23 protein-coding genes are annotated in these 25527 nt (G+C 58.0%); 14 read left to right on the top strand and 9 right to left on the bottom strand.

What is annotated here, in order from left to right; translation table 11 throughout:
- Positions 1 to 8: 8 nt before the first annotated feature.
- The gene (locus AC2LB6_RS08575) at positions 9 to 260 is read right to left on the bottom strand and encodes a biofilm development regulator YmgB/AriR family protein (RefSeq protein WP_090963338.1); all 252 of its coding nucleotides are present in this window, start codon (positions 258 to 260) and stop codon (positions 9 to 11) included.
- A gap of 434 nt (positions 261 to 694) precedes the next feature.
- Between AC2LB6_RS08575 and AC2LB6_RS08570 the strand changes: the two genes are divergently transcribed.
- Complete coding sequence (locus AC2LB6_RS08570) at positions 695 to 1969, top strand: multidrug efflux MFS transporter (RefSeq protein WP_490093178.1); 1275 nt, start codon at positions 695 to 697, stop codon at positions 1967 to 1969.
- Here the strand turns inward: AC2LB6_RS08570 and AC2LB6_RS08565 are convergent.
- Positions 1851 to 4988, bottom strand: a complete 3138-nt coding sequence (locus AC2LB6_RS08565; RefSeq protein ID WP_490093177.1) for a beta-galactosidase — start codon at positions 4986 to 4988, stop codon at positions 1851 to 1853. The genes AC2LB6_RS08570 and AC2LB6_RS08565 overlap by 119 nt on opposite strands.
- 253 nt (positions 4989 to 5241) lie before the next feature.
- Between AC2LB6_RS08565 and AC2LB6_RS08560 the strand changes: the two genes are divergently transcribed.
- From AC2LB6_RS08560 to AC2LB6_RS08545, 4 genes are all read left to right on the top strand, one after another.
- On the top strand, positions 5242 to 5391 hold the full coding sequence (locus tag AC2LB6_RS08560; RefSeq protein ID WP_490093176.1) for a hypothetical protein: 150 nt from the start codon (positions 5242 to 5244) through the stop codon (positions 5389 to 5391).
- A 204-nt stretch (positions 5392 to 5595) separates the two neighbouring features.
- Positions 5596 to 5847 (top strand): anti-adapter protein IraP, encoded by a 252-nt coding sequence (iraP, locus tag AC2LB6_RS08555; protein WP_490093175.1) that lies wholly within the window; start codon positions 5596 to 5598, stop codon positions 5845 to 5847.
- A gap of 115 nt (positions 5848 to 5962) precedes the next feature.
- The gene (locus tag AC2LB6_RS08550; protein WP_490093174.1) at positions 5963 to 6268 is read left to right on the top strand and encodes a PsiF family protein; all 306 of its coding nucleotides are present in this window, start codon (positions 5963 to 5965) and stop codon (positions 6266 to 6268) included.
- A 225-nt stretch (positions 6269 to 6493) separates the two neighbouring features.
- Positions 6494 to 8020 (top strand): FAD-dependent oxidoreductase, encoded by a 1527-nt coding sequence (locus AC2LB6_RS08545; protein ID WP_490093173.1) that lies wholly within the window; start codon positions 6494 to 6496, stop codon positions 8018 to 8020.
- A gap of 53 nt (positions 8021 to 8073) precedes the next feature.
- On the opposite strand, the gene proC is transcribed toward AC2LB6_RS08545, so the two are convergent.
- Positions 8074 to 8886, bottom strand: a complete 813-nt coding sequence (proC, locus tag AC2LB6_RS08540) for a pyrroline-5-carboxylate reductase (protein ID WP_490093172.1) — start codon at positions 8884 to 8886, stop codon at positions 8074 to 8076.
- Between the two features lie 170 nt (positions 8887 to 9056).
- On the opposite strand from proC, the gene AC2LB6_RS08535 reads away from it, so the two are divergent.
- On the top strand, positions 9057 to 9512 hold the full coding sequence (locus tag AC2LB6_RS08535) for a YaiI/YqxD family protein (protein ID WP_003850071.1): 456 nt from the start codon (positions 9057 to 9059) through the stop codon (positions 9510 to 9512).
- Here AC2LB6_RS08535 and AC2LB6_RS08530 read toward each other — a convergent pair.
- Positions 9509 to 10243 carry a DUF2076 domain-containing protein gene (locus AC2LB6_RS08530; protein WP_490093171.1) on the bottom strand — a complete coding sequence of 245 codons (735 nt, stop codon included), beginning with the start codon at positions 10241 to 10243 and terminating at the stop codon, positions 9509 to 9511. The genes AC2LB6_RS08535 and AC2LB6_RS08530 overlap by 4 nt on opposite strands.
- A gap of 315 nt (positions 10244 to 10558) precedes the next feature.
- Here AC2LB6_RS08530 and aroL point away from each other — a divergent pair, with 315 nt between their 5' ends.
- The 3 genes from aroL (at position 10559) to ppnP (ending at position 11954) form a co-directional block, all read left to right on the top strand.
- The gene (gene aroL / locus AC2LB6_RS08525; RefSeq protein ID WP_490093170.1) at positions 10559 to 11083 is read left to right on the top strand and encodes a shikimate kinase AroL; all 525 of its coding nucleotides are present in this window, start codon (positions 10559 to 10561) and stop codon (positions 11081 to 11083) included.
- A 111-nt stretch (positions 11084 to 11194) separates the two neighbouring features.
- Positions 11195 to 11386, top strand: a complete 192-nt coding sequence (locus AC2LB6_RS08520) for a YaiA family protein (RefSeq protein WP_090963318.1) — start codon at positions 11195 to 11197, stop codon at positions 11384 to 11386.
- 271 nt (positions 11387 to 11657) lie between these two features.
- Positions 11658 to 11954 (top strand): pyrimidine/purine nucleoside phosphorylase, encoded by a 297-nt coding sequence (gene ppnP / locus AC2LB6_RS08515; RefSeq protein WP_003850060.1) that lies wholly within the window; start codon positions 11658 to 11660, stop codon positions 11952 to 11954.
- Positions 11955 to 12021: 67 nt separating this feature from the next.
- Here ppnP and rdgC read toward each other — a convergent pair whose 3' ends face one another.
- On the bottom strand, positions 12022 to 12933 hold the full coding sequence (gene rdgC / locus AC2LB6_RS08510; protein ID WP_003850053.1) for a recombination-associated protein RdgC: 912 nt from the start codon (positions 12931 to 12933) through the stop codon (positions 12022 to 12024).
- A 146-nt stretch (positions 12934 to 13079) separates the two neighbouring features.
- Between rdgC and mak the strand changes: the two genes are divergently transcribed.
- Positions 13080 to 13991: a fructokinase gene (mak, locus tag AC2LB6_RS08505; RefSeq protein ID WP_013356950.1), complete on the top strand. Its 912-nt coding sequence runs from the start codon at positions 13080 to 13082 to the stop codon at positions 13989 to 13991.
- Between the two features lie 86 nt (positions 13992 to 14077).
- Here the strand turns inward: mak and eat are convergent, their stop codons facing one another.
- The gene (gene eat, locus AC2LB6_RS08500) at positions 14078 to 15442 is read right to left on the bottom strand and encodes an ethanolamine permease (RefSeq protein WP_490093169.1); all 1365 of its coding nucleotides are present in this window, start codon (positions 15440 to 15442) and stop codon (positions 14078 to 14080) included.
- A gap of 250 nt (positions 15443 to 15692) precedes the next feature.
- On the opposite strand from eat, the gene AC2LB6_RS08495 reads away from it, so the two are divergent.
- Together AC2LB6_RS08495 and qhpR are read left to right on the top strand one after the other, a co-directional pair.
- Positions 15693 to 16697 (top strand): phosphotransferase enzyme family protein, encoded by a 1005-nt coding sequence (locus tag AC2LB6_RS08495; RefSeq protein ID WP_490093168.1) that lies wholly within the window; start codon positions 15693 to 15695, stop codon positions 16695 to 16697.
- 162 nt (positions 16698 to 16859) lie between these two features.
- Complete coding sequence (qhpR, locus tag AC2LB6_RS08490; protein ID WP_490093167.1) at positions 16860 to 17927, top strand: AraC-like transcriptional regulator QhpR; 1068 nt, start codon at positions 16860 to 16862, stop codon at positions 17925 to 17927.
- Here the strand turns inward: qhpR and AC2LB6_RS08485 are convergent.
- The 3 genes from AC2LB6_RS08485 to sbcD form a co-directional block, all read right to left on the bottom strand.
- Positions 17924 to 18217, bottom strand: coding sequence for a cell envelope integrity TolA C-terminal domain-containing protein (locus AC2LB6_RS08485; protein ID WP_490093166.1), 294 nt, complete (start codon positions 18215 to 18217; stop codon positions 17924 to 17926). The two genes, qhpR and AC2LB6_RS08485, sit on opposite strands and share 4 nt — an antisense overlap.
- 223 nt (positions 18218 to 18440) lie before the next feature.
- Positions 18441 to 22115 (bottom strand): AAA family ATPase, encoded by a 3675-nt coding sequence (locus tag AC2LB6_RS08480; protein WP_490093165.1) that lies wholly within the window; start codon positions 22113 to 22115, stop codon positions 18441 to 18443.
- Positions 22112 to 23311, bottom strand: a complete 1200-nt coding sequence (sbcD, locus tag AC2LB6_RS08475) for an exonuclease subunit SbcD (RefSeq protein ID WP_490093164.1) — start codon at positions 23309 to 23311, stop codon at positions 22112 to 22114. Before sbcD ends, AC2LB6_RS08480 begins: the two co-directional genes overlap by 4 nt.
- 197 nt (positions 23312 to 23508) lie before the next feature.
- Between sbcD and phoB the strand changes: the two genes are divergently transcribed.
- Positions 23509 to 24198 carry a phosphate response regulator transcription factor PhoB gene (gene phoB, locus AC2LB6_RS08470; protein ID WP_003852491.1) on the top strand — a complete coding sequence of 230 codons (690 nt, stop codon included), beginning with the start codon at positions 23509 to 23511 and terminating at the stop codon, positions 24196 to 24198.
- Between the two features lie 14 nt (positions 24199 to 24212).
- Entirely contained in the window at positions 24213 to 25526 is a 1314-nt protein-coding gene (gene phoR / locus AC2LB6_RS08465) for a phosphate regulon sensor histidine kinase PhoR (protein ID WP_419136867.1), read from the top strand.
- The last annotated feature ends 1 nt before the right edge of the window (position 25527 follow it).

The raw sequence follows: 25527 nt of genomic DNA, 5'->3' as shown, positions 1-25527 counted from the left end.
CGCAGTTTTTAATTTTCTGGTTGCGTGTCAATCAACTGCGCCAGCAGGGTCCGGTAACGCTGCAACTGCATCTCGTCGCCTTCCACTTCCAGTTTGTCGATCACCCGCGCAATCAGCACTTTATTAGTCGCGGGCTCGCCCGCTTCCATTATTTCACGCAGGATCACCGCCAGCAGATCGGACTCCGGCGGTGTTCGCCAGTTCGGGCCTTTGAAATAGTCGCTGATGGCACGGCTGGCGCTGTTTGCTTGTACTCTCATTTCCCCACCTCCGCTGAAACACTGCCCTATCCCTTACAGTTGAGTAAGGGCGTCTCTGCATGAAATAAGCTGGTCTGCCTCAGCGTAGCCGGACGGTCTGCACCGTTTTTTTGCGGAGGACGTCGCGCCGATCAGAACGATCGCCACACCGCCACAACTGGCGGTTTTTTAAACATAGAAGCGGGGGAGAGGGTTGTCAGTAACAGAATGACATATTTTTCCATATTGATGAGGGTTGGTTTAGGAAGCATGCGTCTGGGCAGTCCAGTTCCCGCGTGGTTCGCGCTATAAACTTTCACGCCGGGAAAATTTTTAGCGGTAATTGCGCTGAATCAAGAGGAATTCGTTCTTTTGCCGTTTGTGCCATGTTTTGTCGGTCATGCTGAGAAAGTGCGCGTTAGACTGAGCCTTCCCTCTCTTTAAATCATCTGCTCATGCCACGCACTATAGAACCCTGGAAAATAAACCTGATCTCGGTCTGGTTTGGCTGTTTTTTTACCGGACTGGCCATCAGTCAGATTATCCCGTTTCTGCCGCTCTATCTTGAGCAGCTTGGCGTCACTGGTGGCGAATCCCTAAGCCTCTGGTCGGGTCTCACCTTCAGTATCACCTTTGTGATCTCGGCGGCGGTCGCTCCCCTGTGGGGCAGTCTGGCCGATCGCAAAGGCCGTAAACTGATGCTGCTGCGTGCCGCGTTTGGCATGGGCGTGGTGATCCTGCTACAGGCGTTTGTCACCGAAGCCTGGCAATTGCTGCTATTACGCGCCCTGATGGGGCTGACCTCCGGATATATTCCCAACGCGATGGCGCTGGTGGCGGCTCAGGTTCCGCGTGAACGCAGCGGCTGGGCGCTTAGCTGTGTCTCAACGGGTCAGATAGGTGGGGTGATTCTGGGGCCGATGCTGGGCGGGCTGCTGGCCGACTGGGTCGGTTTGCGCACGGTGTTTATCGTCACTGCAGTTCTGCTGATGATCAGCTTTCTGGTAACGCTGTTCCTGATTAAAGAGACCGGTTACACCCCGGTGAGTAAAAAGGACAAGCTCAGCGGACGCGAGGTTTTCCGCTCGCTGGATAACCCAAAGCTGATGCTCTGCCTGTTTTTCACCACTATGGTGATCCAGATGTGCAACGGATCGGTGAACCCGATCCTGACGTTGTTTGTGCGCGAGCTGGCACCGACTGCGGAGAATATCGCGTTTCTGAGCGGCGTGATTGCCGCACTACCTGGCGTCTCTGCGCTGCTGGCCGCGCCCCGGCTGGGACGACTCGGCGATCGCATCGGCACGCAGCGTATCCTGCTGGCGACGATGGTTATCTCGCTGCTGCTGTTTGTTGCGATGTCCTTTGTCACCAGCACCACGCAGCTGGGCGTCTTACGTTTTCTGCTGGGCTTCGCCGATGGCGCGATGATGCCTGCGGTGCAGACCCTGCTGGTGCGTCACTCACGCGACAACATCACCGGCCGGATCTTCGGTTATAACCAGTCATTTATGTATCTCGGCAATGTCGCGGGCCCGCTACTGGGTGCTGCGGTGTCGGCGGTGGCAGGTTTCCGCTGGGTCTTTTTTGCCACCGCCGTGGTCGTGCTGATTAATGTGCTGTTTCTGAAGCGATTTTATCGGCGACCAAAGACCGTGCTGCCCGCGTCGGCTGACAAATCGTCAGCTCAGCCTGCCAGCGCTGCTGAGTCAGTAAAAACTCAGGACTGACGCTGGGGCTCCAGGAGTCATCGCCGCCCACGCCCATGTGGAAGGCATCCAGATGCAGCCAGCAGCCCGCCTCCGGACGCAGCAGGTGGCGGTGTGATGTCTCCCGCAGCTGCTCCAGGCTGAAGCGGCTCAGCGAGAAAGCAAAATCGCCGCTGACCTGCCAGCTGCCGCTGTCAAGCTGACGGGTACCGCCACGCTGACCATTCTCGCTAGGGAAAACGTAGGGCGTTGAAAGCTGATCCAGCGGCAGCTGCCAGCGTGAGAACTGCGCGGCCAACTGACGATCGGGATAATTTTCATGCGGTCCCAGGCCGAGCCAGCTCACCTGCTGCGGGATTAGCGCCAGCTCGCAGCGTAAGCCGATGCGCGCTGGCGGGGGTAATCCGCGCGACTGCTCAACGGAAAGCTGTAACTGCAACTCCCCCCGCGGGTTGATCAGATAACGTTTACGGCTGATGAAAGCGAGCTGGCCGTTGGCGAGCCAGCTGTGCAGCGTCTCAATCTGCACCGCCTGCGATAACGCATTCGCCGTAATCGACACCAGATTGTTGCTCATCTGGTCATAACCCGCGGCTTTCCAGCGCTCAACCCAGGCGTTAGGATCAACCCGTTCCGCTTCGCTGGTGCCGATATCATTGTCCAGCGGCGCGCGAATAAAGCAGTCCTGGAGAGGGGAGAGCAGCGTCGGCTCCCCATCGACAAACCACTGTGTCAGTTCGCCGCTGTGGCGTGAAAAATGCCAGCGTTGCTGCTGATGCGTGATGACAATCTCACTGGCGTCATCGTGCAGCAGCGGTGCTTCGCCAGCCTCCGGCTGTAATGGCAGCGCCATCACCGAGGGCAGCGCCCATTGATGCCAGGCGACACACCAGCCGGCGGCGCTCCAGCGGGTCGGGTGAATCTGATGAACCGCGACATTAAGCCAGCATTCGCCGTGTAACGCGGGCGGTGTTGGCAGCGTAATCCGCTGCTGACCCTGCGCGGCGATATCCAGCAATACTTCACCTTCCGTCACCACATGCCCCTCCTGCTCGATGCGCCAGCGGAGCACCTCATTGTCACTGTGGCGGAACAGATAATCGCTGCTGACCGTAAAGCTCAGCGGATCGCCGGGATCGACCGTGAACTGCCAGAACTGCTGGGCGCGCTGCGCCTCATACAGCGCAGGATGCGACGTGCGATCGGCAAACACCAGCCCGTTCATGCAGAACTGGCGATCGTTGGGCTTATCGCCAAAATCGCCGCCGTAAGCCTGCCAGGGGTTGCCCTGCTCGTCATGGCGGGTCAGGCTCTGATCCACCCAATCCCAGACGAAGCCACCCTGCAGACGCGGGAACTGGCGGAAGGCCTCCCAGTATTTCGCGAAACCGCCGAAACTGTTGCCCATGGCATGCGCATACTCACACAGGATCAGCGGACGGGTTTCGCCCGGCAGACCGATCCACTTCTTCAGCGACCATTTCGGCACCGCCGGGAACGGTTGATCTTCATCGACCCTGGCGTACATCGGGCAGATGATATCGGTCGCGGCAGTATCCGCACCGCCGCCTTCATACTGCACCGGACGGGTCGGATCGCTGCTTTTCACCCAGCGATAGAGAGCATCGTGCGTGGCGCCATGTCCCGACTCATTGCCCAGCGACCAGATAATAATGCTGCAGTGATTACGATCGCGCTGCACCATGCGCGTCACGCGTTCGCTATAGGCGCCAAACCAGCGGGGATCATCGGAGAGCCGGTTCATCGGCTGCATGCCGTGGGTTTCGATATTGGCCTCATCCACCACATAAAGCCCGTACTTGTCACATAACCGGTACCAGAGCGGATGATTAGGGTAGTGCGAACAGCGCACCGCATTGAAATTGTGCTGCTTCATCAGCTCGATGTCGCGGCGCATCGTCGCCTCATCCACCACCTGACCGTACTCCGGATGGTGCTCGTGACGGTTGGTGCCCCGGATCAGCAGCGGTTTGCCGTTGAGGCAAAGCAGGCCGTTGTCGATGGTGACCTGACGGAAGCCGACATCATAGGCTTCCACCTCAATCAGCTGCTGATCCCCATCCAGCAGTGCCAGCGTGGCGCGATAGAGGTGGGGCGTTTCGGCGCTCCACAGGGCGGGCTGTTCCACCGGGAGGCTGAGAAGGGCGCGTTCAGGATAGTGACCCCGTTCGTCAATAATGGCGCTGCCCAGCGGCTGCTGACACTGCGCAACCTGCTGTTCCCCCTGCCACAGCGTCAGGCGCAGCTGATAGCGCGAGGTGACATCCGGCGGCAAGGCGACGCGGACCTGAGCGCGTAGCTCGGCACTGTAAAACTCCGGGCTGAGCCGGGTTTCCAGCTGAACGTCAGCCAGATGCACCTGCGGTTTATGCAACAATGTGACATCGCGGAAAATGCCGCTCATCCGCCACATATCCTGATCTTCCAGATAGCTGCCGTCGCTCCAGCGCAGCACCATCACCGCCAGCCGGTTTTTGCCCGGTCGCAGATGGGGAGTCAGATCGAATTCGGCGGGCAGACGGCTGTCCTGAGAGTAACCAATCCAGCCTCCGTTGCACCAGAGGTGAAAGGCCGAGTTTACCCCGTCAAAGATGATGCGTGTCTGCCCGGAATCAAGCCAGGCTGCGTCAGTACTGAATGTGAGCGAGTAACATCCGGTGGGGTTCTCTGCGGGAACCAGCGGCGGATCGACCGGAATAGGATACTGCACGTTGGTGTAAATGGGCGCATCAAAGCCGTGCATCTGCCAGTTAGCCGGGACCGGCAGCGTGGTGGAATCCGGCAGATCCTGCAGTAACCAGCTGGCGGGAACCGCTTCAGGCTGGGTAAAGTAACAGAAATCCCACTCTCCGTTTAGGCTCCGCAGTGAAACAGAAGGCAAGTCATCGCGCGCCGCCGCTTCATCGCGCCAGCTGGCGAATGGCGGGTGCGCATCCAGCCGATGCAGCGAGGTCACGACCGGGTTTTCCCAGTCGCGCCGGGAGAGGATGTCACTGAAAGCAGCCTGAGAGAGAGTCATGGTTTTATCCTGTAAATGTAATGCGCTCACAATGCGCAAAATTACTCAGGCTGTAAAGAGTCCGCCATCCCGATTCAGACAAATAGTTTGTGCCACAAACCGGCCGGGATGTTGAGAATCTGGCGGCATAGTGACGGTAAAACGTTAAGTCTGGTCAGCAAAGATGAATAGCGGCCGGATGCGGAGGAATCTCACTTGTCGCCATGCAGGAGGCTTCATACACTCAGCCCGATTTCTTCACCCTGAGGTAGATATGGTACGAATCGTTAAGCTGGCTGCCGTTGTGGCATTTGTGACTGCGTTAAGCGGATGTATTTTCCCTCCTCCTGGCGGCGGTGGTGGTGGTGGTGGCTGGGGCGGACATGGCGGCGGGCCGGGCCGTGGATTTGTTGATCCGCGCTAAGCCTCACTCATTGATCGGTAGCAGGCGAAACGTTTAACAGCGGTGATATATGCCCGCAAAACGTTTCGCCTGCAAGGTTAGCCGGAAATCGCTGAAAAGAGGGCGGAGATGTGGGCTAACTCGCTGAAAAAATGACTGTTACCCTCTGTTTTTTTAACCAGTGTGGTGATAATTTCAGCTTTTCTCCACCGCTGAGACAACAGCATGAAAAACCTGATTGCTGAATTACTGGTAAAGCTGGCTGAAAAAGAGGCGACCGCGAAAGAGCAGATGGCGCAGATTGAAGCGCTGGAAATTGTTGTGACGGCGCTGGTTCGCAAGCTGGAGCCGCAACAACATCTGGCGATAACCACCAGTATTGAAACCGCAATGGACAATGTAGCCGATGCTGACGATGACGATGCGCGCCTGCTGCGCAATTACATCGAAAAGCTGCTCCGGCATCCCCGCCAGTAACAACCTCAGTGCCAATATGGAATGGGATCTTCATATCACTTTGACCTCAAACATTTTCCGCTTTGCTTATTCGCTGCCAGAATAATAAAGGACAGCCCACTGTGGAGATAACAAAATGAAAGTCGGTTTAATGGCGATGATGATGGCGGGCCTGCTGGTCAGCGGGCTGGCAGGTGCGGCGGAGAAGACCCCGCAGCAGGAGAAGATGACCCTGTGTAACCAGCATGCTAAATCTCAGGATCTTAAAGGCGATGCGCGTAAAAGCTTTATGAGTGAATGCCTGAAAAAGGATAGCAAGATGTCGAAGATGTCACCGCAGCAGATGAAAATGAAGAGCTGTAATGGTGAAGCTGGCGATAAAAAGCTGGCGGGTGATGCGCGTAAAACCTTTATGAGCCAGTGCCTGAAAAAAAGCGCATGATTCTCCCGGCCACGCAGGTGGCCGCTTCTCTTTGCCGCGCAATGCAGATCCACTTTCCCCTCAACGCCGATTAAATTCCCTGTCACAACAGCAGGTTACCATCCTGAAACAGATTCATCATCAGGCTTACTGGTTCCTTTGCCACACTTACTGTTTGTGGGGATTTGCGCCGCGCACTGTTTCGCCGCGCAGCACCAGACCAGAAACAGCTAAAGGAGCTATGCCGTGAACTATCAATTTACCGCCGACCTGAAGGATCTGCCCCAGCGACAGCCGGTTAAGAAAACGCTCGGCGAGGTGGATGTATTACTGATCCGCGATGGGGAGAATGTCCGCGCTTACCAGGCGAAATGTCCACACGCGGGCGCGCCGCTGGAGCAGGGCGCGATCTGTGGCGACCGGCTGGTCTGCCCGTGGCACAAAGCAGCGTTTAATATCGCTGATGGCAAAATGTGTGAACCGCTGGCGTTAGCCGATCTCAAACAGTATCCGTTGCGCATTGAAGAGGGCCGGGTGCTGGTTAACCCGAAAGCGATGTCACCCGCGGCACCGATTGGCAGCGGGGCAGCCGCGCCGGTCTTTGTGGTGCTCGGTGGTGGCGCGGCGGGCAGTGCCGCGCTGTGGCGTCTGCGCCATGACGGCTTTAAAGGCCGCTTGATTCTGGTCGAGCGGGAAGCGGACGCGCCTTATGACCGCACGGCGCTGACCAAGTTTGTGCCGTCGGGCAAAATGGATATCAGCGAGGTCCCGCAGCTGCTGAAAGCGGATGTGATGGATCACGTTGAACGTCTTCAGGCTACCGTGAGCCGCCTCGATGCGCAGCAGCAGCAGTTAATCTTCGAGGATGGCGGGACGCTCGCGTTCGACAAACTGCTGATCGCCAGCGGCGCGGCACCTGTACGCCCTGATTTACCGGGCAGCGATCTCGACGGGGTTTATCTGCTGCGTAGCAAACAGCAAACCGATGAGCTGCTTCAGGCGGTGGATGCCAGCCATAAGATCGTGATTATCGGCAACAGTTTTATCGGCACCGAACTGGCGTCGGCACTGCGTAACCGTGACATCGACGTGACGGTGATTGCCCGTCAGACGCTGCCCTTTGCTAAACGGTTTGGCGATCAGATTGGCCGCTATTTCTACCAGCTGCATGAGCAAAACGGCGTGAAGTGGGTGCAGGGCGAGATCGAATCACTGCAGGGCAACCAGCAGGTGAGTGGCGTGCAGCTGAAAGGTGGACGGAAGCTGGATGCGACCGTTGTGCTGTTTGCTACCGGGGTCGAACCGGCCACCGACTTTATTCACGATCTGCCGCTGGCAGAGGATGACAGCCTGCAGGCGGATGAGCAACTGCGGGTCGCTGACAACATCTGGGTAGCGGGGGATATCGCCACGTACCCGGCGGCACAGGGTCCGCTGCGGATTGAGCACTATCGCGTCGCGCATCAGCAGGGACAGACCGCCGCATTGAATATGCTGGACCAGAACGTCGCCTTTGATCGTGTACCGTTCTTCTGGACGACCCAGTATGGCACCCGTTATGAGTATGTTGGCCATGCGGCAGAATGGGATAACTTCCAGTTGATCGGCTCGCTGGAGGATAAAAAGTTTATGGCGTTTTATGGTCAGCAGGGGCAACTGGCGGCAATCTGCTCATGCGGCATGTATACGCTGACCGCCGAGCTGGTGGAGCGGATGCAGCAACCGATGACGCTTGCCGACGCGGTGGCACTCTGTCAGGCGCGCATCAGTTAAGCTGCACGCAAGGCGGGCCAGCATGCCGGGCCGCCTTGCGCAATTACTATGGGTTAGCTGCGGCTCAGTTTTTCTGACTTCGCCATGCACTGCAGCATCGCTTCCATCACCGCCGAGCGCATCCCTTTTTCTTCCAGCACTTTCACCGCTTCAATGGTGGTGCCGCCCGGTGAGCAGACCATATCTTTGAGTTCAGCTGGATGTTTACCGGTGGTCAGCACCATCTGGGCTGCCCCTTTTACCGCCTGCGCAGCAAACTGATAGGCCTGAGCGCGCGGCATCCCGCCCAGTACGGCCGCATCCGCCATCGCTTCGATAAACATAAACACGTAGGCCGGTGCAGAACCGCTGACGCCGACCACCGAGTGAATCAGATATTCATCTACCACGGCTGCTTTGCCAAAACTCTCAAAAATCGCCACCACCTCGTCGATTTCTGCTTGCTCAACCAGCACATTGGGGGTTACCGATGTCATACCTTCGCTCACCAGCGAAGGGGTATTTGGCATCGCGCGGACAATTTTGCGATCGTAACCCAGCACGGATGAGAGCGAGTCCAGCGTCACGCCAGCTGCAATCGATACCACCAGCGCCTCTTTTTTCAGGCTGCCGGACAACTCTTTTAATACTTTCAGGATGACATTGGGTTTTACCGCACCGAACAGGATATCCACTTCGCGCGCCAGCGCATCCGCACTCTCTGCCGCGTTGATGCCATATTGCTCAGCCATCGCCTGGTTGGTCTCGACTTTGCGATCGTAAACGAAGATATCAGACGGGGCGATTTTGCCGCTGTTGACCAGTCCGCCGATAATGGCTTTCGCCATGTTTCCCCCGCCGATAAATCCGATTTTCTTTGCCAGCATCGCCACATCTCCTTAGGACATTATTCGTTTTTCTCAGTGCGCTAGCTTACTTAAGCCAGCCCGAATAACAAGTCAGCCGGGTATAGGCTGGAAAGTGTGCCGCAAATAAAATTTGCCATTTAAGGGGAACCCGGCAAGATCTCAGGCTTCTCTGACTGTAAGGAATCATGATGTTTATCTGGGTCGATGCCGATGCCTGTCCGAATGTGATCAAAGAGGTGCTCTACCGTGCGGCGGATCGCACCGCGACCACGGTGACTTTTGTGGCGAATCAGTTTCTGCGCGTACCACCCTCGCCTTATCTGCGCACCCTGCAGGTGCCTGCTGGCTTTGATGTGGCGGACAATGAGATCGTCAGACGTTGTCAGCCTGGCGATCTGGTGATCACCGCTGATATTCCGCTGGCGGCCGAGGTGATTGAGAAGGGGGCAGCAGCGCTGAATCCGCGCGGCGAGCGTTACTCACCGGCGACGATACGTGAACGTCTGACGATGCGGGATTTTATGGATACTCTGCGGTCAAGCGGCGTGCAGACCGGCGGCCCCGCGACGATGAGTCCGCGTGACCGTCAGCAGTTTGCGAATGAGCTGGATAGCTGGCTCACCCAGCAGAAACGCTCAACTTAAACGAAGCTGTCGTCGTCGTAATCGTTGCCGCCAAAATCGTTGAGATCGCTGTTATCGGCATAATTACTGTCCCAGCCCGTATTCTGGTCCAGGAAGGCGCTGTCGTTACCGCCGTTAAAGTTATCGGCACTGTCATCGCCACCGTTGAAAGTATTGAGATTATCATTCACCTCCGGCAGCGGCGGCTCATTGATAATGTTCACAATCTCTTCCGGCTGCGAATGGTGGAACATGCTGGTCAGCATGTCGGCCATCACGACACCACCCGCGACGCCCACGGCAGTTTGCAGTGCGCCGCCAAGGAAGCCAGTGCCACGTGGCGCGGGTGCCTGAGCAGGAGCATATTGCTGCTGTGTCGGTTGCTGTGGCGCACTGTTCCACGGCGACTGTTGCTGTTGTTGCTGCTGCTGTTGAGCGGGCGGCTGCTGACGCGAACCGCTGCCAAACAGTCCCGACAGGAAGCCGCCGCTACTTTGTGCGGGTTGCTGCTGCTGTTGCTGTTGCAGCTGTGCCACCTGGCCTTCCAGCGCCGATACTTTCTCATTGAGTTTTTTCAGCGCCGCTTCCTGAATCAGGATCGCCTGTGCCATGTAGTAAGGCGCGCCCGGCTGCGCCTGAAGATGCTGGTTAATCAGTTGTTCGGCAGCGGCATCGCGTGCCACGGCCTGGCTTTCGGCCTGTTTCAGACGGCTGAACAGCCCTTCAATCAGTTGTTGTTCTTCGCGTTGCATGATGACTCTCCTGTGGCGATTGTTATCAGTATATGGGGGCGTCAACACGAAAAGTAAAATCGGGGCGGTAAGCAAATATTGCCAACCCATTTTAACCCCCGTTTTGCGGGTTTTTAAACGCCCGGTTACCACCCTTATGCACAAAACGTGCATGCATTTCCCCTTGAAAGTATAGAGATTATCGCTGCTCTGGTGAGGAAAATGCGTAAATCATGCCTGACAGGTGGAGGCCATAATAATTTCCAGTTATTATGCGTCGCATTAAGAAACTAACCATGCAACCGCATCGCGCGGTCAGGCGGAGGAACGGCCCTGATGTCACTACCCATCTTTTTGATTGGCGCTCGCGGTTGCGGCAAAACCACGGTCGGCGAGGCGTTGTCGCAGGCGCTGGGCTACGCCTTTACGGATACCGATCACCATCTGCAACTCAGCACGCAGCGCAGTGTGACCGAGATTGTTGAGGCGGAAGGCTGGGAAGGTTTCCGTGCCCGTGAAACGGAATCGCTGAAAGCGGTGACGGCCCCCCGGACGGTCATTGCGACGGGCGGTGGCATGATTCTGGCTGAAGAGAACTGCCGTTTCATGCAGGAGCATGGTCAGGTGATCTGGCTCAGCGCATCGCCCGAAGTACTGGCCGGGCGACTGGAAAGCGAACCTGAAGCGGCCCAGCGTCCGACCTTAACCGGACGTCCGATTGCCGACGAGATGAGTGATGTGCTGCGTGAACGCGCGCATCTTTATCAGGCGGCGGCCCATCATCAGGTGAATGCCATGCAATCGCCGGAGTGCGTAGTGGAAGAGATTTTGCTGTCACTTTCCCTGGCCCGCGCCAGCTAACCCTCAGATTTTTGCCGCTTTGATTCCGCTTCTGATGTCATTGTCTATACTTATCCTATGACAGGCAGCAGCCTGTCCTGTGGATTGTTATTGAGATAAGAGGGACACAGTATGCCGAGCAGACCACCGTACCCACGTGAAGCCAAAGTTGTGCCTGTTGAAAAGGGCACTGAAGGTAATAAAGTAACCTCTTACGAATTGCGTGCTGATCATCCCAAACCAAATTCATTAATCAGTGAACACGAGACGGAAGAAGAAGCGCACGACGCAAAAGCACGCTACGAAGACGTCGAAAAAGAGTAAAATGTTGCGGCTGGCAGGGATGCCAGCCTGACATTCAGCATCGTTTCGCGATTTGCCAGTAAGATGCCTGAGTTTCCCATTACCTTTTTATTCCCGACCTCCCACTTGCCGAAGCAAAACAAAGCTGCCTGGAGCACTGGCATAATGCTCTCTCTCTGCGCGTTTGATCTCTCCCCCGAAGGAGATCACAAACGACCATCATTTCGCGTGACAGATCAGCGGGTTCCCTTCTACACTGCCAGACACACAACATGTGCTCTGGAGAACTATTATGCTCAACGTAAGTGAGTATTTTGACGGAAAAGTTAAATCTATCGGTTTTGACAGTGCGAGCACCGGTCGTGCCAGCGTGGGCGTGATGTCAGAAGGTGAATACACATTTGGAACCGGCCAGCCGGAAGAGATGACCGTGGTCAGCGGCTCGCTTAAGGTGTTGCTGCCGGGTGAGACCGAGTGGAAATGGTTTGAAGCGGGTTCGGTGTTTAATGTGCCGGGTCACAGTGAATTTCATCTGCAGGTTGGCGAGCCAAGTTCCTATCTCTGCCGCTACCTGAAAGATAAAGATTAAAAAAAGGGCCGCTTAGCGGCCCTTTTTTTGGCAAGCATCCTCGTCCGGAGGATTCTGCTGGTTACACTTAACGCTGGGCTTCGCCGCCTAACGCTTCCACCAGATTGCTGGTGAGTGCCGCCAGTTCGCTGGTCATCAGAATAAAGTCGGCATCAAAGCGCTGCGCAAAATCTTCGCGGTCAATATCGTCGTTTTGATCGCGCAGGGTGTCGCTGAACTTCAGACGCTTCACTGAACCGTCATCGGCCAGCACAAACTGAATACGCTCCTGCCAGTCGAGTGCCAGCTTGGTCACCACTTTGCCGGCTTCGATATGGTTGGCGATCTCATCGCACACCAAATCCTGTTTCTTGCAGCGGATGACGCCGCCATCTTCCAGCAGTGCTTTCAGCTCCGCTTCATCCATCAGCGCAAAACCGGCTGGCAGATCGCCTGAACGCACCCATTGGGTCAGAGTCAGCTCAATTGGGTTTTCCAGCGTCAGCGGCACCACCGGCAGTGAACCCAGGCTTTTGCGCAGCAGCGCCAGGGTATCTTCTGCTTTTTTAGCGCTGGCACAGTCCACCATAATCAGGTTGTTGACCGTGTCGATCCACAGGTAAGTCTGGCTGAAACGGCTGAAGGCGCGCGGCAGCAGGCTGTGCAGCACTTCATCTTTCAGCGAATCTTTTTCAGTCTTCTTGAGCTTGCGGCTCTGCTCAGATTCCAGTTTGTCGATTTTTGCTTCCAGTGCCTGTTTCACGACCGGCGAAGGCAGGATTTTCTCTTCTTTGCGGGCGCAAATCACAATCTGGCCTTTGTTCTCGTGGGTCAGCGCGTCGCTGCGGTTACCCATCGGCGAGACCCAGCCGGTCTTGCTCATATCCTGACTGCCACACGGTGAAAAAGTGAAGGCGTCGAGCTGTTTTTCCATCTCATCTGCGGACAGCGGAATGTCACGATTCAGACGATAAACCATCATATTTTTAAACCACAACATCGGGATTCCTTACCGTGGCGCGATCGGGCGCACAAGTCTGCGAGAGTCAGCGCGCATGATAGCGAAACATCGGAGTGGTTTCATTGCCTTTAAGGCAGCCGCCTTCTACTGTATCTCTCACCTGAACGAATAACGAGGAAGTAACCTTGCGCATAGGCATAGATCTGGGTGGCACCAAGACAGAAGTAATCGCATTGTCAGATAAGGGACAGGAGCTGTTCCGCCACCGGGTGAATACCCCGCGTGATGACTATCAGGCAACGGTACAGGCGATTGTCGATCTGGTCACACTGGCGGAGCAGAAAACCGGTGAGACCGGCACGGTCGGCCTCGGTATTCCCGGCTCGCTTTCGCCTTTCAGTAAGCGGGTAAAGAATGCCAACTCCACGTGGCTAAACGGTCAGCCGCTGGATAAAGATCTGGCTCAGGCGCTGAACCGGGAAGTGCGCATCGCCAACGATGCTAACTGCCTGGCGGTGTCAGAAGCGGTCGATGGTGCGGGTGCCGGACAGTCGCTGGTGTTTGCCGTGATCATCGGCACCGGATCGGGTGCGGGGGTGGCGATCAACGGTGAGTCGCGCATCGGTGGCAACGGTAATGCCGGTGAGTGGGGCCACAATCCGCTGCCGTGGATGGATGAAGATGAGCTGCGCTACCGTCAGGAAGTGCCGTGTTATTGCGGGCAACAGGGCTGCATTGAGACCTTCGTTTCTGGCACCGGTTTTGGTATCGACTATCAGAGGCTGAGCGGCGTGCATCGTAAAGGCGCAGAGATCGTCTCGTTGCTGGCGCAGCAGGATCCGATCGCCGAACTGGCAATGAGTCGCTATGAACTGCGGCTGGCAAAATCGCTGGCGCAGGTGGTGAACCTGATCGATCCCGATGTCATCGTGCTGGGCGGCGGGATGAGCAATGTGGATCGTCTCTATCAGACCGTGCCGGTGCTGATGAAGAAGTGGGTGTTTGGCGGGGAGTGTGAAACGCCGGTGCTGAAGGCGCAGCATGGCGACTCCAGCGGCGTACGCGGTGCGGCATGGCTCTGGCCACTCAACGGCTGAGTTTCCCGCGCATTTGCTGACGATTCAGCGCCCAGGCTTTCAGGCGCTGAACTTAACTTTCGGCGCGGCCCCCTGCCGCGCCGCGTTTATTCGCCGACCAGCATAGTGTCCTGTGGCGCACGATCGCGCTGCGCTTTGGTGGCGAGGAAGTAGAGATAGCCCACCAGCATGATGGCAAAGAACAGCGCGCCAATCACCGGGTTAAACCACAGCATCGCCAGCAGACAAACCACCGACAGCAGCAGAGCGATGCCCGGAACTATCGGATAGCCCGGCGCACGGAAGCTGCGAGGCATATCCGGCGCGCTGCGGCGCAGTTTAAACAGGCTCAGCATGCTCATGATGTACATCACAATCGCACCGAAGACCGCCATGGTGATCATCGCAGCCGTCAGCGTCATCCCCTGCAGATTAATCACGCCATCGCTGTAAATCGCCGCGATACCCAGCAGGCCGCCGAGAATAATTGCCCGATGCGGGGTCTGGAAACGTGACAGTTTTGCCAGAGAAGGTGGCAGATAGCCCGCGCGTGCCAGGGCAAAAAACTGCCGTGAATAGCCAAGGATGATGCCATGGAAGCTGGCAATCAGGCCAAACAGTCCAATCCACACCAGCATATGCATCCAGTTAGAATGTTCGCCGACGATCATTTTCATCGCCTGCGGCAGCGGATCGTTAATGTCCGAAAGTTTGCGCCAGTCGCCCGCGCCACCCGCCATCAGCATCACACCAATCGCCAGCACTACCAGCGTCAGGATCCCGCTGATATAGGCGCGGGGAATAGTCCGGGTTGGATCTTTTGCCTCTTCGGCTGCCATTGCGGCGCCTTCAATGGCAAGGAAAAACCAGATGGCGAAGGGAATGGCGGCGAAAATGCCGGAGAAGGCGGGTAGTCCGAAGCTGTCGCTGCCCGCCCAGCCGTGCGCGGCAAAGTTCGCCAGGCTGAAGCCGGGTGAGACCACGCCCATAAACACCAGCAGCTCAATGACTGCCAGCACGGTGACAACCAGTTCGAACATCGCCGCCAGTTTTACACCCAGAATATTCAGCGTCATAAACACCAGGTAAGCCCCGACCGCCGCAGTTTTCGGGTTGAGCTCGGGATACTGCACATTGAGATAAGCCCCTATCGCCATGGCGATAGCCGGGGGCGCAAAGACAAACTCAATCAGCGTCGCCAGACCAGCAATCAGTCCGCCGGTTTCGCCAAAAGCGCGACGGCTATAGGCAAATGGCCCGCCCGCATGGGGGATCGCAGTGGTCAGTTCGGTGAAGCTAAAGATAAAGCAGGTATAGAGCGTGGCGATCAGCGCGGTAGTGACCAGGAATCCCAGCGTGCCCGCCACAGCCCAGCCGTAACTCCAGCCGAAATATTCGCCTGAGATCACCAGGCCAACCGCAATCCCCCACAGATGCAGGGTGCCCAGAGTGGGCTTGAGTCTGTTTGTCATACTGTTATCCCCGTCGTTGTTGGTCTCACGCGGCGTTACACCGCCATTACTACTAAAGTAAGGGGATAATGCCGTTGCATTACTCACCACGACTTGACGCGGGCGCAGTGACTTCTGTCCTCCACGGTCAACTCACAGGCAACAACCGGGCCGGATGCACGCTGCGGTCAACTTTGTCTCTTCTGAGGTCAAGCAGCTCACCTTCTGGCAACGCATGCTGAGATAACGCAAGTGAAAAGGAGCCGGACTGATGAGCGCTAAACAATATGACAACCTGACTGATTCCCAACTCACGCTGATGGCGCAGCAGGCGCTGACCTGCTATCCCGCCGCGCTGCAGGGGCAGCTCAGCCTGCTGTGCCGCTCAGAGAACGCCACGTTCCTGCTGCAGGCGGCAGGCCGGCGTTATGCGCTGCGGCTGCATCGCGGCGATTACCATCAAAAAGCGGACATCGTTAGCGAACTTCTGTGGCTCAATGCGCTGCGCGAAACCGGCATTATGGTGCCGGAAGCGGTGCCGGACAAAGAGGGCGAAACCGTGCTGACGCTGCGGCTGCCCGATGGTGGTGAACGTTACGTGGTGCTGTTTCACTGGATCGACGGCGAGATGCCGACCACCGACGTCGATCCCTGCGCTTTTCAGCAACTGGGCAACATTACCGCGCGGCTGCATCAGCACAGTAAACAGTGGCAGCCGCCTGCGGGTTTTCAGCGGATTATCTGGGATCACCACACGATGACCAGCAGCGAGAGTCACTGGGGACGCTGGCAGGATGCACCCAATCTCAATCCCGCCGATCACCGCGTGGTAGAGCAGGCGATAAGCCATGTGGGTACGGCGATGGCGCAGTTTGGCAAGGGATCGGATCGCTATGGTCTGATCCACGCCGATCTTCGACTGACCAATCTGCTGCTGCACAAGGGCGAAACGCGGGTGATCGATTTCGATGACTGCGGGCTCGGCTGGTATCTGCACGATCTGGCGGCAGCGATCAGTTTTGTGGAGCATCATCCGCGCGCGCCAGAGTGGATCGATCACTGGCTTCGCGGTTACGAGCAGGTGGCGCATATCAGTGATGCGGAGATGGCCATGCTGCCGGCACTGCTGATCCAGCGTCGCATCCAGCTCACCGCATGGGTAGGATCGCATGCCGAAACCGAAATGGCGCACAGTCTGGGTCCGGAGTGGGCCAGCCATTCGGTGCGCCTCTGCCGCCGGTATCTGGAAGGTCAGCAACTGCCGGTCGGCGTCTGATGCACCAGCGGCGGGCGTTGCTGCGCCGCCGCAGTGCCCGATGCCATGCCCGTGCGCAGCCTGACCTGCCCGCAGGCGGCGCGGCAGGCATCGGGGACCTGGTATGGAATTTGCTCTGATCTCAGGGACGGGTGATCCACCTGAATTCTGACTGAGGCGACCATGAATCCGACACTGATAAAGCCTGATGCATTTGCGGCCTGTTCTGCAGCGGCGGGAGCAGGCAATCACGGCGTGCTGGCAGCGGCGGCGACCGGCTTAAGCGACTTTATTCATACCCAGGGCGGCGATGTTGATCGCATCTTCGGCATCAGCGGTATCGATCCGGAGCGCCTGTCCAGCCCGACGCTGAGCCTGGGGCTGGTTAACTACTGTCGGGTACTGGAAGAGGCGGCGCGTCACTCCGGTTTTGATAACTTCGGTTTGCACTACGGCAGGCAGTTTAAACCGCAGTCATTAGGCCTGATCGGCTACATCGGCTTGTGCTCCGACACGCTGGAGCAGGCGCTACACAATGTGGTCAATGCCTTTCCCTGGCATCAGCACGACACCTTAACCCGGCTGGTGGATAAGGGAGAGTGCTGGCGGCTCGACTATCAGGTGCGACATGGGGCTATTCTGTCGCGCCGTCAGGATGCAGAGCTGACGCTGGGGATGTTTATGAATCTGATCCGCCATGTAGCGGGCAGGCACTGGGCACCGCGCGAAGTGCATTTTGAGCATCCGCGTCCCGGCCAGTGGCACGATCACTGCAAAGTGTTTGATGCGCCGGTCTGGTTCGATCAGCCGTTTAATTCGCTGGTGATCCCGAAGCGCGATCTGCTGCGCGCGATGCCGGAGAGCGATCCGATCCTGTTGATGGTGATGCAGGATGCGATCCGGCGGCTTAACCGTGGAACGTCGCAGCAAAGCATGATTGAGCAGGCGCGTTCTCAGGTCAATTTATCGCTGATGCAGGGTGAGCCGGTGCTGGAGGAGGTGGCTGATAAACTCGGGCTATCGAGCTGGTCACTGCAGCGGCGGCTGCGCGAGGAGGGCAGCAGCTTTACCGCGCTGGTGGATCAGGTGCGCTGCGAAATGGCGACGCACTATCTGCAGCAGAAGCAGCTGCCGATCTCAGAGATGGCGCTGCTGCTGGGCTACTCTGAAGTCAGTGCGTTCTCACGCGCATTTCGCCGCTGGTTTGGCATCAGTCCACGCCAGTGGCGCCAGGAAGGACTGGCCAGCTAACCGCGCGGCGCAAAGCCGAACCACGCCGGTTGCCCAGGCTCCGGTGGCGGCGGCAGATCGCGGGTCTGCGCCACCAGCTGCCAGGCACGCAGGCAGAGCGCTTCATCACCCTGAGTCTGAGTCACCGCATAACGTCTGCTGTGTTCCTGCCACTCCATCCGTACCAGACATTGCTGACCGGCATAACGCGTCGCATCCGTGAACTGCCTGTTAAGCACCGGCTGCATTTGATAAGTCCAGTGACAGGATTTGCTGTCCGGATCTTTTGCAGGCTGACACAGGTTTGCCACGCTACCCCGTTGCTTTATAACAGATTGCTGACAGGCGCTGAGCGATATTGCAATAATCACCCCCAGCAATATTCTCATATTTATATTAATTAAATTCATTTAACTGGCCAACTTTCCTTAAAGATCTTCCGGTCTGCTGCTGACAGTCTACAGACCGGCATCATGAATGCTATGGCATTACTCCGACTGTCGACAGAACCAGAATTTGCCGCCCCAGCGCCCGTTATCCCTGCGGCAGTTCCAGCTGGCTGTAACCTAATCCATTCATCTTGCGCACTTTAATCTGCACCGGAATACGCTCTTTCATCGCTTCCACGTGGCTGATTACCCCAATGGTTTTGCCGCTGGCGTTAAGCGCGTCGAGAGCATCCAGCGCGGTGTCCAGCGTCTGGGCATCCAGCGTGCCGAACCCCTCATCCAGAAACAGCGATTCGATGCGCGTTTTGTGGCTGACCAGATCCGATAACGCCAGCGCCAGCGCCAGACTCACCAGGAAGCTCTCGCCTCCCGACAGCGTGCGGGTATCGCGCGCTGCATCGGCCTGCCAGGTATCGACCACATCCAGCTCCAGCAAATCCTGCGCCCGGCGTTGCAGCAGATAGCGGCCATGCAGCCGATCGAGCTGACGGTTAGCCAGCGCCACCAGGTGATCCAGCGTTAAGCCCTGGGCGAAGCGCCGGAACTTATCGCCGGTCGCAGAGCCGATCAGGTCGTTGAGCCGGCTCCACTGCGCCAGCACCACACCATCCTGTTCAATCTGCGTTATCAGGCTCTGCTGCCGCGCGCGCAGACTGGCATCGCTGTGTAGCTGCTGCTGAATCTGACCCTGCTTGCTGGCGTTGTCGCGCAGTGCCAGCCGACACTGCTCCAGCTGCTGCGCCAGCGCTTCGGCGGATTCCGGCATCGCATCGGGCTTCGCCTGCTGATGAACGCTGAGCCGCTGACGCAGATCTGCCAGTCGCGCCTGCTGCTGCTGGCATTGCTGGTCGAGCTGCTGCAGGTGCTGACGCAGTTGCAACGCGGTCTGCTCATCCAGTAGCGCTGCACGCAGGCTGGCTTCGTCGGCGAATCCGGCGCTCTCCAGTGCCTGCTGAAGGGCACTTTCCGCCTCTGCCAGTTTGCCGCTGAGTGTCTGACGCTGATTTTCCAGCCCTGAAAGCTCACCCTGCAGGCGACTGACCTCGGCCTGGGCCTGCTGCAGGGCAGTGAGCTGCTGCGCCAGCTGTTCATCAGACTGCTGAACGCGAGTCTGCATCTGCTGACGGGCGAGGGTGACGTCGCGATCGCCGAACAGCGCCTGACGCTGCTGACGCATGTCACTGAGCTGCATCTGGCTCTGCTGTTGCTGCTGCTGACGGGTCGCGAGCTGCTGCTGTTCCAGGTCTGCCTGCTGTTGCAGGGCGGTGAGCTGGGTTTCGCCCTTTAACAGCTGCGGCTGCAGGTTAGCGAGCAATTGCTCACTCTCCTGCCAGCGCTGCCAGCGCCGCTGCTGTTTAGCCAGCCACGCATCGCGATCGGCGGCGTCCGGCAAAGTCAGGTTATGGGCGCTGAACTGCTGTTCCAGACGACTCTGCAATTGCGCCATGGCCTGCTGTTCCTGCTGCTGACGCTGTTGCAGCGCATCCAGCGCCTGCTGCAGGCTGGCCAGCGACTGCTGCGCCAGTTGCTCCGCCTGCAGATGTTGCTGCCAGGCCTGCAACTGCTGAAGATGGTGATCTTTTGCGGCCTGACGCGCCTGTTCGGCGGCTTCCTGCGCCTGTCGCTGCTGCTCAAGCTGGCTTTCACGTTCGCTTTGCTGCTGCTGCCACGCGGCTAAGGCCTCGCGATCGGCAAGCGGGAAGGTAAGTGCCAGCTCACCGCTCAGCGCCTGCCATTGCTGCTCAAGCTGGTCGAGCTGACGCTGATTCTCCGCGATTTCATCGTGCAGAGTCTGCTGCTGCAGTGCGGACTGCTTCAACTGTTCGCTTTTTGCCGTGCCCGCTTCGCGCAATGCCTCGGTTTGTTGCTGCAGTGCAGCCCGGCGCTGCTGGTTAGCACTCACTTCCAGTGTGCTGTAGGCCTCGACGGCAGGATGAGTGCAGGAGCCGCACAGCGGGCAGGGCTGATCGGCAGTGAGACGAGCGCGGTAATCACTGAGATCGACAATCTGCTGCTCCAGCGCGCAGATTTTTTCGACGTCATCCAACTGCTGCTTTTCACGTTTCCACGTCTCGCGCAGGGTCTGGAGTTCCGCTTCACTCTGCTGATGCGCTTTTTCCAGCGCGCTTAGCCGCTGCTGACGCTGCCCCAGCTGCTGGTGCAGCGGCTGCCACTGCGCAGAGAGCAGCAGCAGTTGCTGACGCGCCGGACGGCTGTTCTGCAACTGGCTTAATGCCAGCCGCAGTGCGGCTGGCGGATGCTGTTCCTGAAGCGAAGTTAGTGCTTGCTCCGCCTGCAACAGTGCCTGGCGGGCCTGTTGCTCCGCCTGCTGGCGAGGTTGCGCCTGTTGTGCCTGCTGTTGCTGCTTTGCAAGCTGTGCGTCGATCTGTTGCCGCTGCTGCTCGCGTTGCTGTGTCAGTCCCGCCAGCGTCGCCTCACGCTGTGTCAGCAGAGCAAAGTTCTCCTGCCATACTGGCAGTGAAGCGCCCCAATGCGCCAGATCGGCAAGCTGCTCACGTAACTGATGCTGATCAGCAATAGCCTGCTGCACTGACGTGACCTGCCGCTTCTGCTCCGTCAGGCTGGCCTGGGTCTGGTCGGCATGTTGCTGCAGACGGCTATTTTCCTGCTGCAGCTCCGCAAGATGCTGCTGCAGCGTGCTGATCCGCTGATCCAGCGGCAGAACCTGTTCCGTCAGCAGGTTCTCTTGCTGCTGCTGTTCCTGCAGCGCCTGCTGGCGGGCCATCTGGCTGGCCGCGTAATTCTGCTGATGCTGCTGCTGTTGGGTCTGCGCCTGTTGCTGCGCCGCTGTAAGTTGCTGACAGCGGCTCTCAATCTGCTGCTGTTCGGTGCGTAATGCGTCGCGCTGCTGCAGTTTTACCCGCAGCTTTTCAGCCGGTTCGCTGCGAGCCAGCCGCAGGCGGTCCGTCTCAGCCGCCTGGGATGCGGCCTGGGCCTGCTGTACTGCCACTTCAGCCTGCTCACTCTCCTGCTGTAACTGCTGCGCCTGCTGCTGCCACTGTTGCTGTTGCTGCGCCTGTTGATAGTGGGTGCTAAGCCGCTGTTCCGCGTCGGTCAGATCGGTGAGCTGCTGTTGCAGCGCGTCGCGTGCGTCGCTATCCAGCAGCGCCATCGCACCCGCCTGGCTGCGTAGCAGATCCAACTGAGTTTTCGCCTCTTTATGGCGCTCGTAGATAGCGGCGGAAATCAGGCCGTAAATTTCTGTGCCGGTCAGCTCCTCCAGCAGTTCGGCGCGCTCACTGGCTTTGGCGTTGAGGAAGGCGGCGAACTGGCCCTGTGACAGCATCATCGAGCGGGTAAAGCGTTCGAAATCAAGACCGGAGAGGGTTTCGATCATCTTCAGCTTGTCACCGACTTTATCGGCAACAATGATGTTGTCGGCGCAGCGCGCCAGCTCAACGCGCGGTGCCTGCAGCTTGCCGTCGGCGGTGCCGCGCGCACGGTTCTGGCTCCAGAAGGCGCGCCAGGCTTCGCCTTTGATCTCAAACTCTACTTCAGCCAGACATTCGGCACAGTCGCGCGTCATCAGCGCATTCTGGCTCTGGGAAATCGCGCCCAGGCGCGGCGTCTGGTGATAGAGCGCCAGGCAGATCGCGTCCAGCAGCGTGGTTTTACCCGCCCCGGTTGCCCCGGTTATGGCGAACAGGCCGTTGCTGGCAAAGGGTTCGGCGCGGAAGTCGATGAACCATTCACCGCGCAGAGCATTGAGGTTTTTAAAACGTAGGGTGAGGATCTTCATTGGGGCTCTTCCATGGCGGCCAGCGTCTGGCGGAACAGGGTGGTCATCTCGTCGATTTGCGCCGGCTGCAGCTCTTCATCCAGCGCCAGGCGGCGGGCAAAGACCTCCTCCACCTTCAGCTCACTCAGGGTTTCATTGTCGAGCCGCGCCAGGCTCTGCTGCCGTTGTTCACGGCTGCGGCGCAGCAGCAATACCTCGACCGGCAGCGTGGCGGTCAGGGTTTCGACCTGACGTTGCAGATCGCTGAGGTACTCCTGCGTGGTGACTTCGATGTCGAGCCAGGTGGGCTTCTCCTGCTCTGCCGTACTGAAGGCGTTTAACTGCTCCGCAATCTGCGCCAGCGATCCTTTCAGTACCTGCATTGGCTGCGCCTGCGGCACGACCAGCGGCGTGACCGATTTCAGGCCGCTGGCCGCCAGTTCCAGCAGGAAGACGCTCTTTTCAGTCCCCAGCTCATCAAAGCTCAGTGGAATCGGCGAGCCGCTGTAGCGGATATGCTCGCTGCCCGCGACGCGCTGGGCGCGGTGAATATGGCCCAGCGCAATGTAATCAGCCGCCGGAAAGGCGCTAGCCGGGAAGGCATCCAGCGTGCCGATATAGATGTCACGCACCGAATCGCTCTGGCTGACGCCGACGGTGGTGAGGTGGCCGGTGGCGATGATCGGCAGCGCATAACCCAGCGCCTGGGCAGCGGCGAAACGCTGCTGATAGTGATGGGCGATCGCCTCCAGCAGCAAGGTCTGTTTGTCACGTCCCGACTGACCCGCCCGGCTGCGCAGGATATCGCGCGGCCGCAGATAGGGTATGGCACACATCAGCGCCCCCGGTTCGCCCTGACGGGTGTTGAGCAGCAGCACATCCGCCTGCTCCTGCGGCGTGGCGATCACCCGGGTGTTGAGACAGGCGAGCAGCTCGCGCGACTCATTCAGCGTCGCCACGGAATCGTGGTTGCCCGCCAGCACAATCAGCTGACAGCCGGTGGGCTGCAGCGCCACCACAAATCGGTTAAACATCTCGCGGGCGTAGCTGGGCGGCGTGCCGGTATCAAACAGATCGCCTGCAATAATCAACGCATCCACCTGATGTTGTTCAATCTGGATCAACAGCCAGTCGAGAAACGCCTGATGTTCGGCTGCCCGACTTTTGTTGTAAAAGAACTGCCCCAGATGCCAGTCCGCAGTATGAATGATGCGCATGATGAGTCCCTGCCGTTGTGATTCGCCCGGCGATTATACTGGCTCTGCAGCCAAAGCAAAAAATTGTCGCTGCGCTGTCATAAATGATTACCAACGGCGTTACAGGCAGGTTATGTTTTTCATAAAAGTGTCACAAATCTGACGCATAATGGCGCCGCGAATCTCAGTGACAGCCGTCATAATCAGCAGGAGTAATAATGGCTAAGCGCATTTTGGTTGTGGAGGATGAAGCCCCCATCCGTGAAATGTTGTGTTTTGTTCTGGAGCAGAACGACTATCAGCCAATCGAGGCGGAAGATTATGACAGCGCCGTTGGCAAGCTGATTGAACCCTGGCCCGATCTGATTTTACTGGACTGGATGTTACCCGGTGGCAGCGGTATTCAGTTTATCAAGCATCTGAAACGTGAGGCGATGACGCGCGATATTCCGGTGATGATGCTCACCGCGCGTGGCGAAGAGGAAGATCGGGTGCGCGGCCTGGAAGTGGGCGCCGATGATTACATTACCAAACCGTTTTCACCCAAAGAGCTGATGGCGCGAATTAAAGCGGTGATGCGCCGTATTTCACCGATGGCGGTGGAAGAGGTGATTGAGATGCAGGGACTGAGTCTGGATCCCTCTTCACATCGCGTGATGTCCGAAACCACGCCGCTGGAGATGGGCCCCACCGAATATAAGCTGCTGCACTTCTTTATGACTCACCCGGAACGCGTTTACAGCCGCGAACAGCTGCTGAACCACGTCTGGGGCACCAATGTGTATGTGGAAGATCGCACTGTCGATGTTCACATTCGCCGTTTACGTAAAGCGCTGGAAGTCTCCGGCCACGATCGCATGGTACAAACCGTCCGTGGAACAGGCTATCGTTTCTCTGCCCGCTATTAAACGGAGCCTTTACCGTGCTGGAACGCCTCTCCTGGAAGAGATTACTGACAGAACTGCTGCTGGCCTGTCTGCCTGCGGCGCTGCTGGGCCTGCTGTTTGGCGGCTTGCCCTGGTGGCTGCTGCTGAGCGTGGTCATGGTGCTGTTATGGCATTTCCACAATCTGATGCGATTGTCGCACTGGCTGTGGCTCGACCGCACAATGACGCCACCGGCCGGGCGTGCCAGCTGGGAACCGCTGTTTTATGGCCTTTACCAGATGCAACTGCGCAACCGGCGGCGGCGACGTGAACTTGGTAATCTGATTAAGCGTTTCCGCAGCGGTGCCGAGTCGCTGCCGGATGCGGTGATCCTGACCACGGAAGAGGGCACCATTTTCTGGTGTAACGGCCTGGCGCAGCAGCACCTGGGGCTGCGCTGGCCGGAAGATAATGGCCAGAACATCCTCAATCTGCTGCGTTATCCGGAGTTCTCCCGCTATCTTCGCCAGCGCGATTTCGACAAGCCGCTGACGCTGGTGCTGAACAACAAACTTCATATGGAATTCCGCGTCATGCCCTACAGCGAGGGGCAGTGGCTGCTGGTAGCGCGTGATGTGACGCAGATGCATCAGCTGGAAGGGGCGCGCCGCAACTTCTTTGCCAACGTCAGCCATGAATTACGCACGCCGCTCACGGTGCTGCAGGGCTATCTGGAGATGATGAACGACTCGGTGATGAGCGAGCCTTCGCGCAGTAAAGCGCTGCACACCATGTCGGAGCAGACGCGCCGCATGGACAGCCTGGTCAAACAACTGCTGACGCTGTCGCGTATTGAAGCCGCGCCGGCGATCGATCTGAAAGAGAAGGTCGATGTGCCGGTGATGCTGAAGCTGCTGCAGCATGAGGCGGCGACGCTGAGTGGTGGTCGTCACGATATCCATTTCCATACCGATCCCCATCTGAAAGTGTTCGGCAACGATGAACAGCTGCGCAGCGCTATCTCCAATCTGGTTTACAACGCGGTCAATCATACGCCGGACGGTACGCGGATTGATATCAGCTGGCTGCGCGGCAAACAGGGCGCCACCTTCCGGGTGTGCGACAACGGGCCGGGTATCGCCTCAGAACATATTCCACGCCTGACCGAGCGTTTCTACCGGGTTGATAAAGCACGTTCGCGCGCCACTGGCGGCAGCGGGCTGGGGCTGGCGATTGTGAAACATGCTCTGAGCCACCATAACGCGCGACTCGATATCACCAGCGTGCCGAATAAAGAGACCTGTTTTACCTTTACACTGCCCGCGAGGTTGATTGTCAGCAGCGTGATGCAGGAGAATGCCGTTCATTAAT

This window comes from Pantoea sp. RCC30.1, assembly GCF_058148845.1.
Note: the sequence above shows the minus strand (reverse complement) of the source record. Positions and strands in the feature narration are given on the sequence as shown.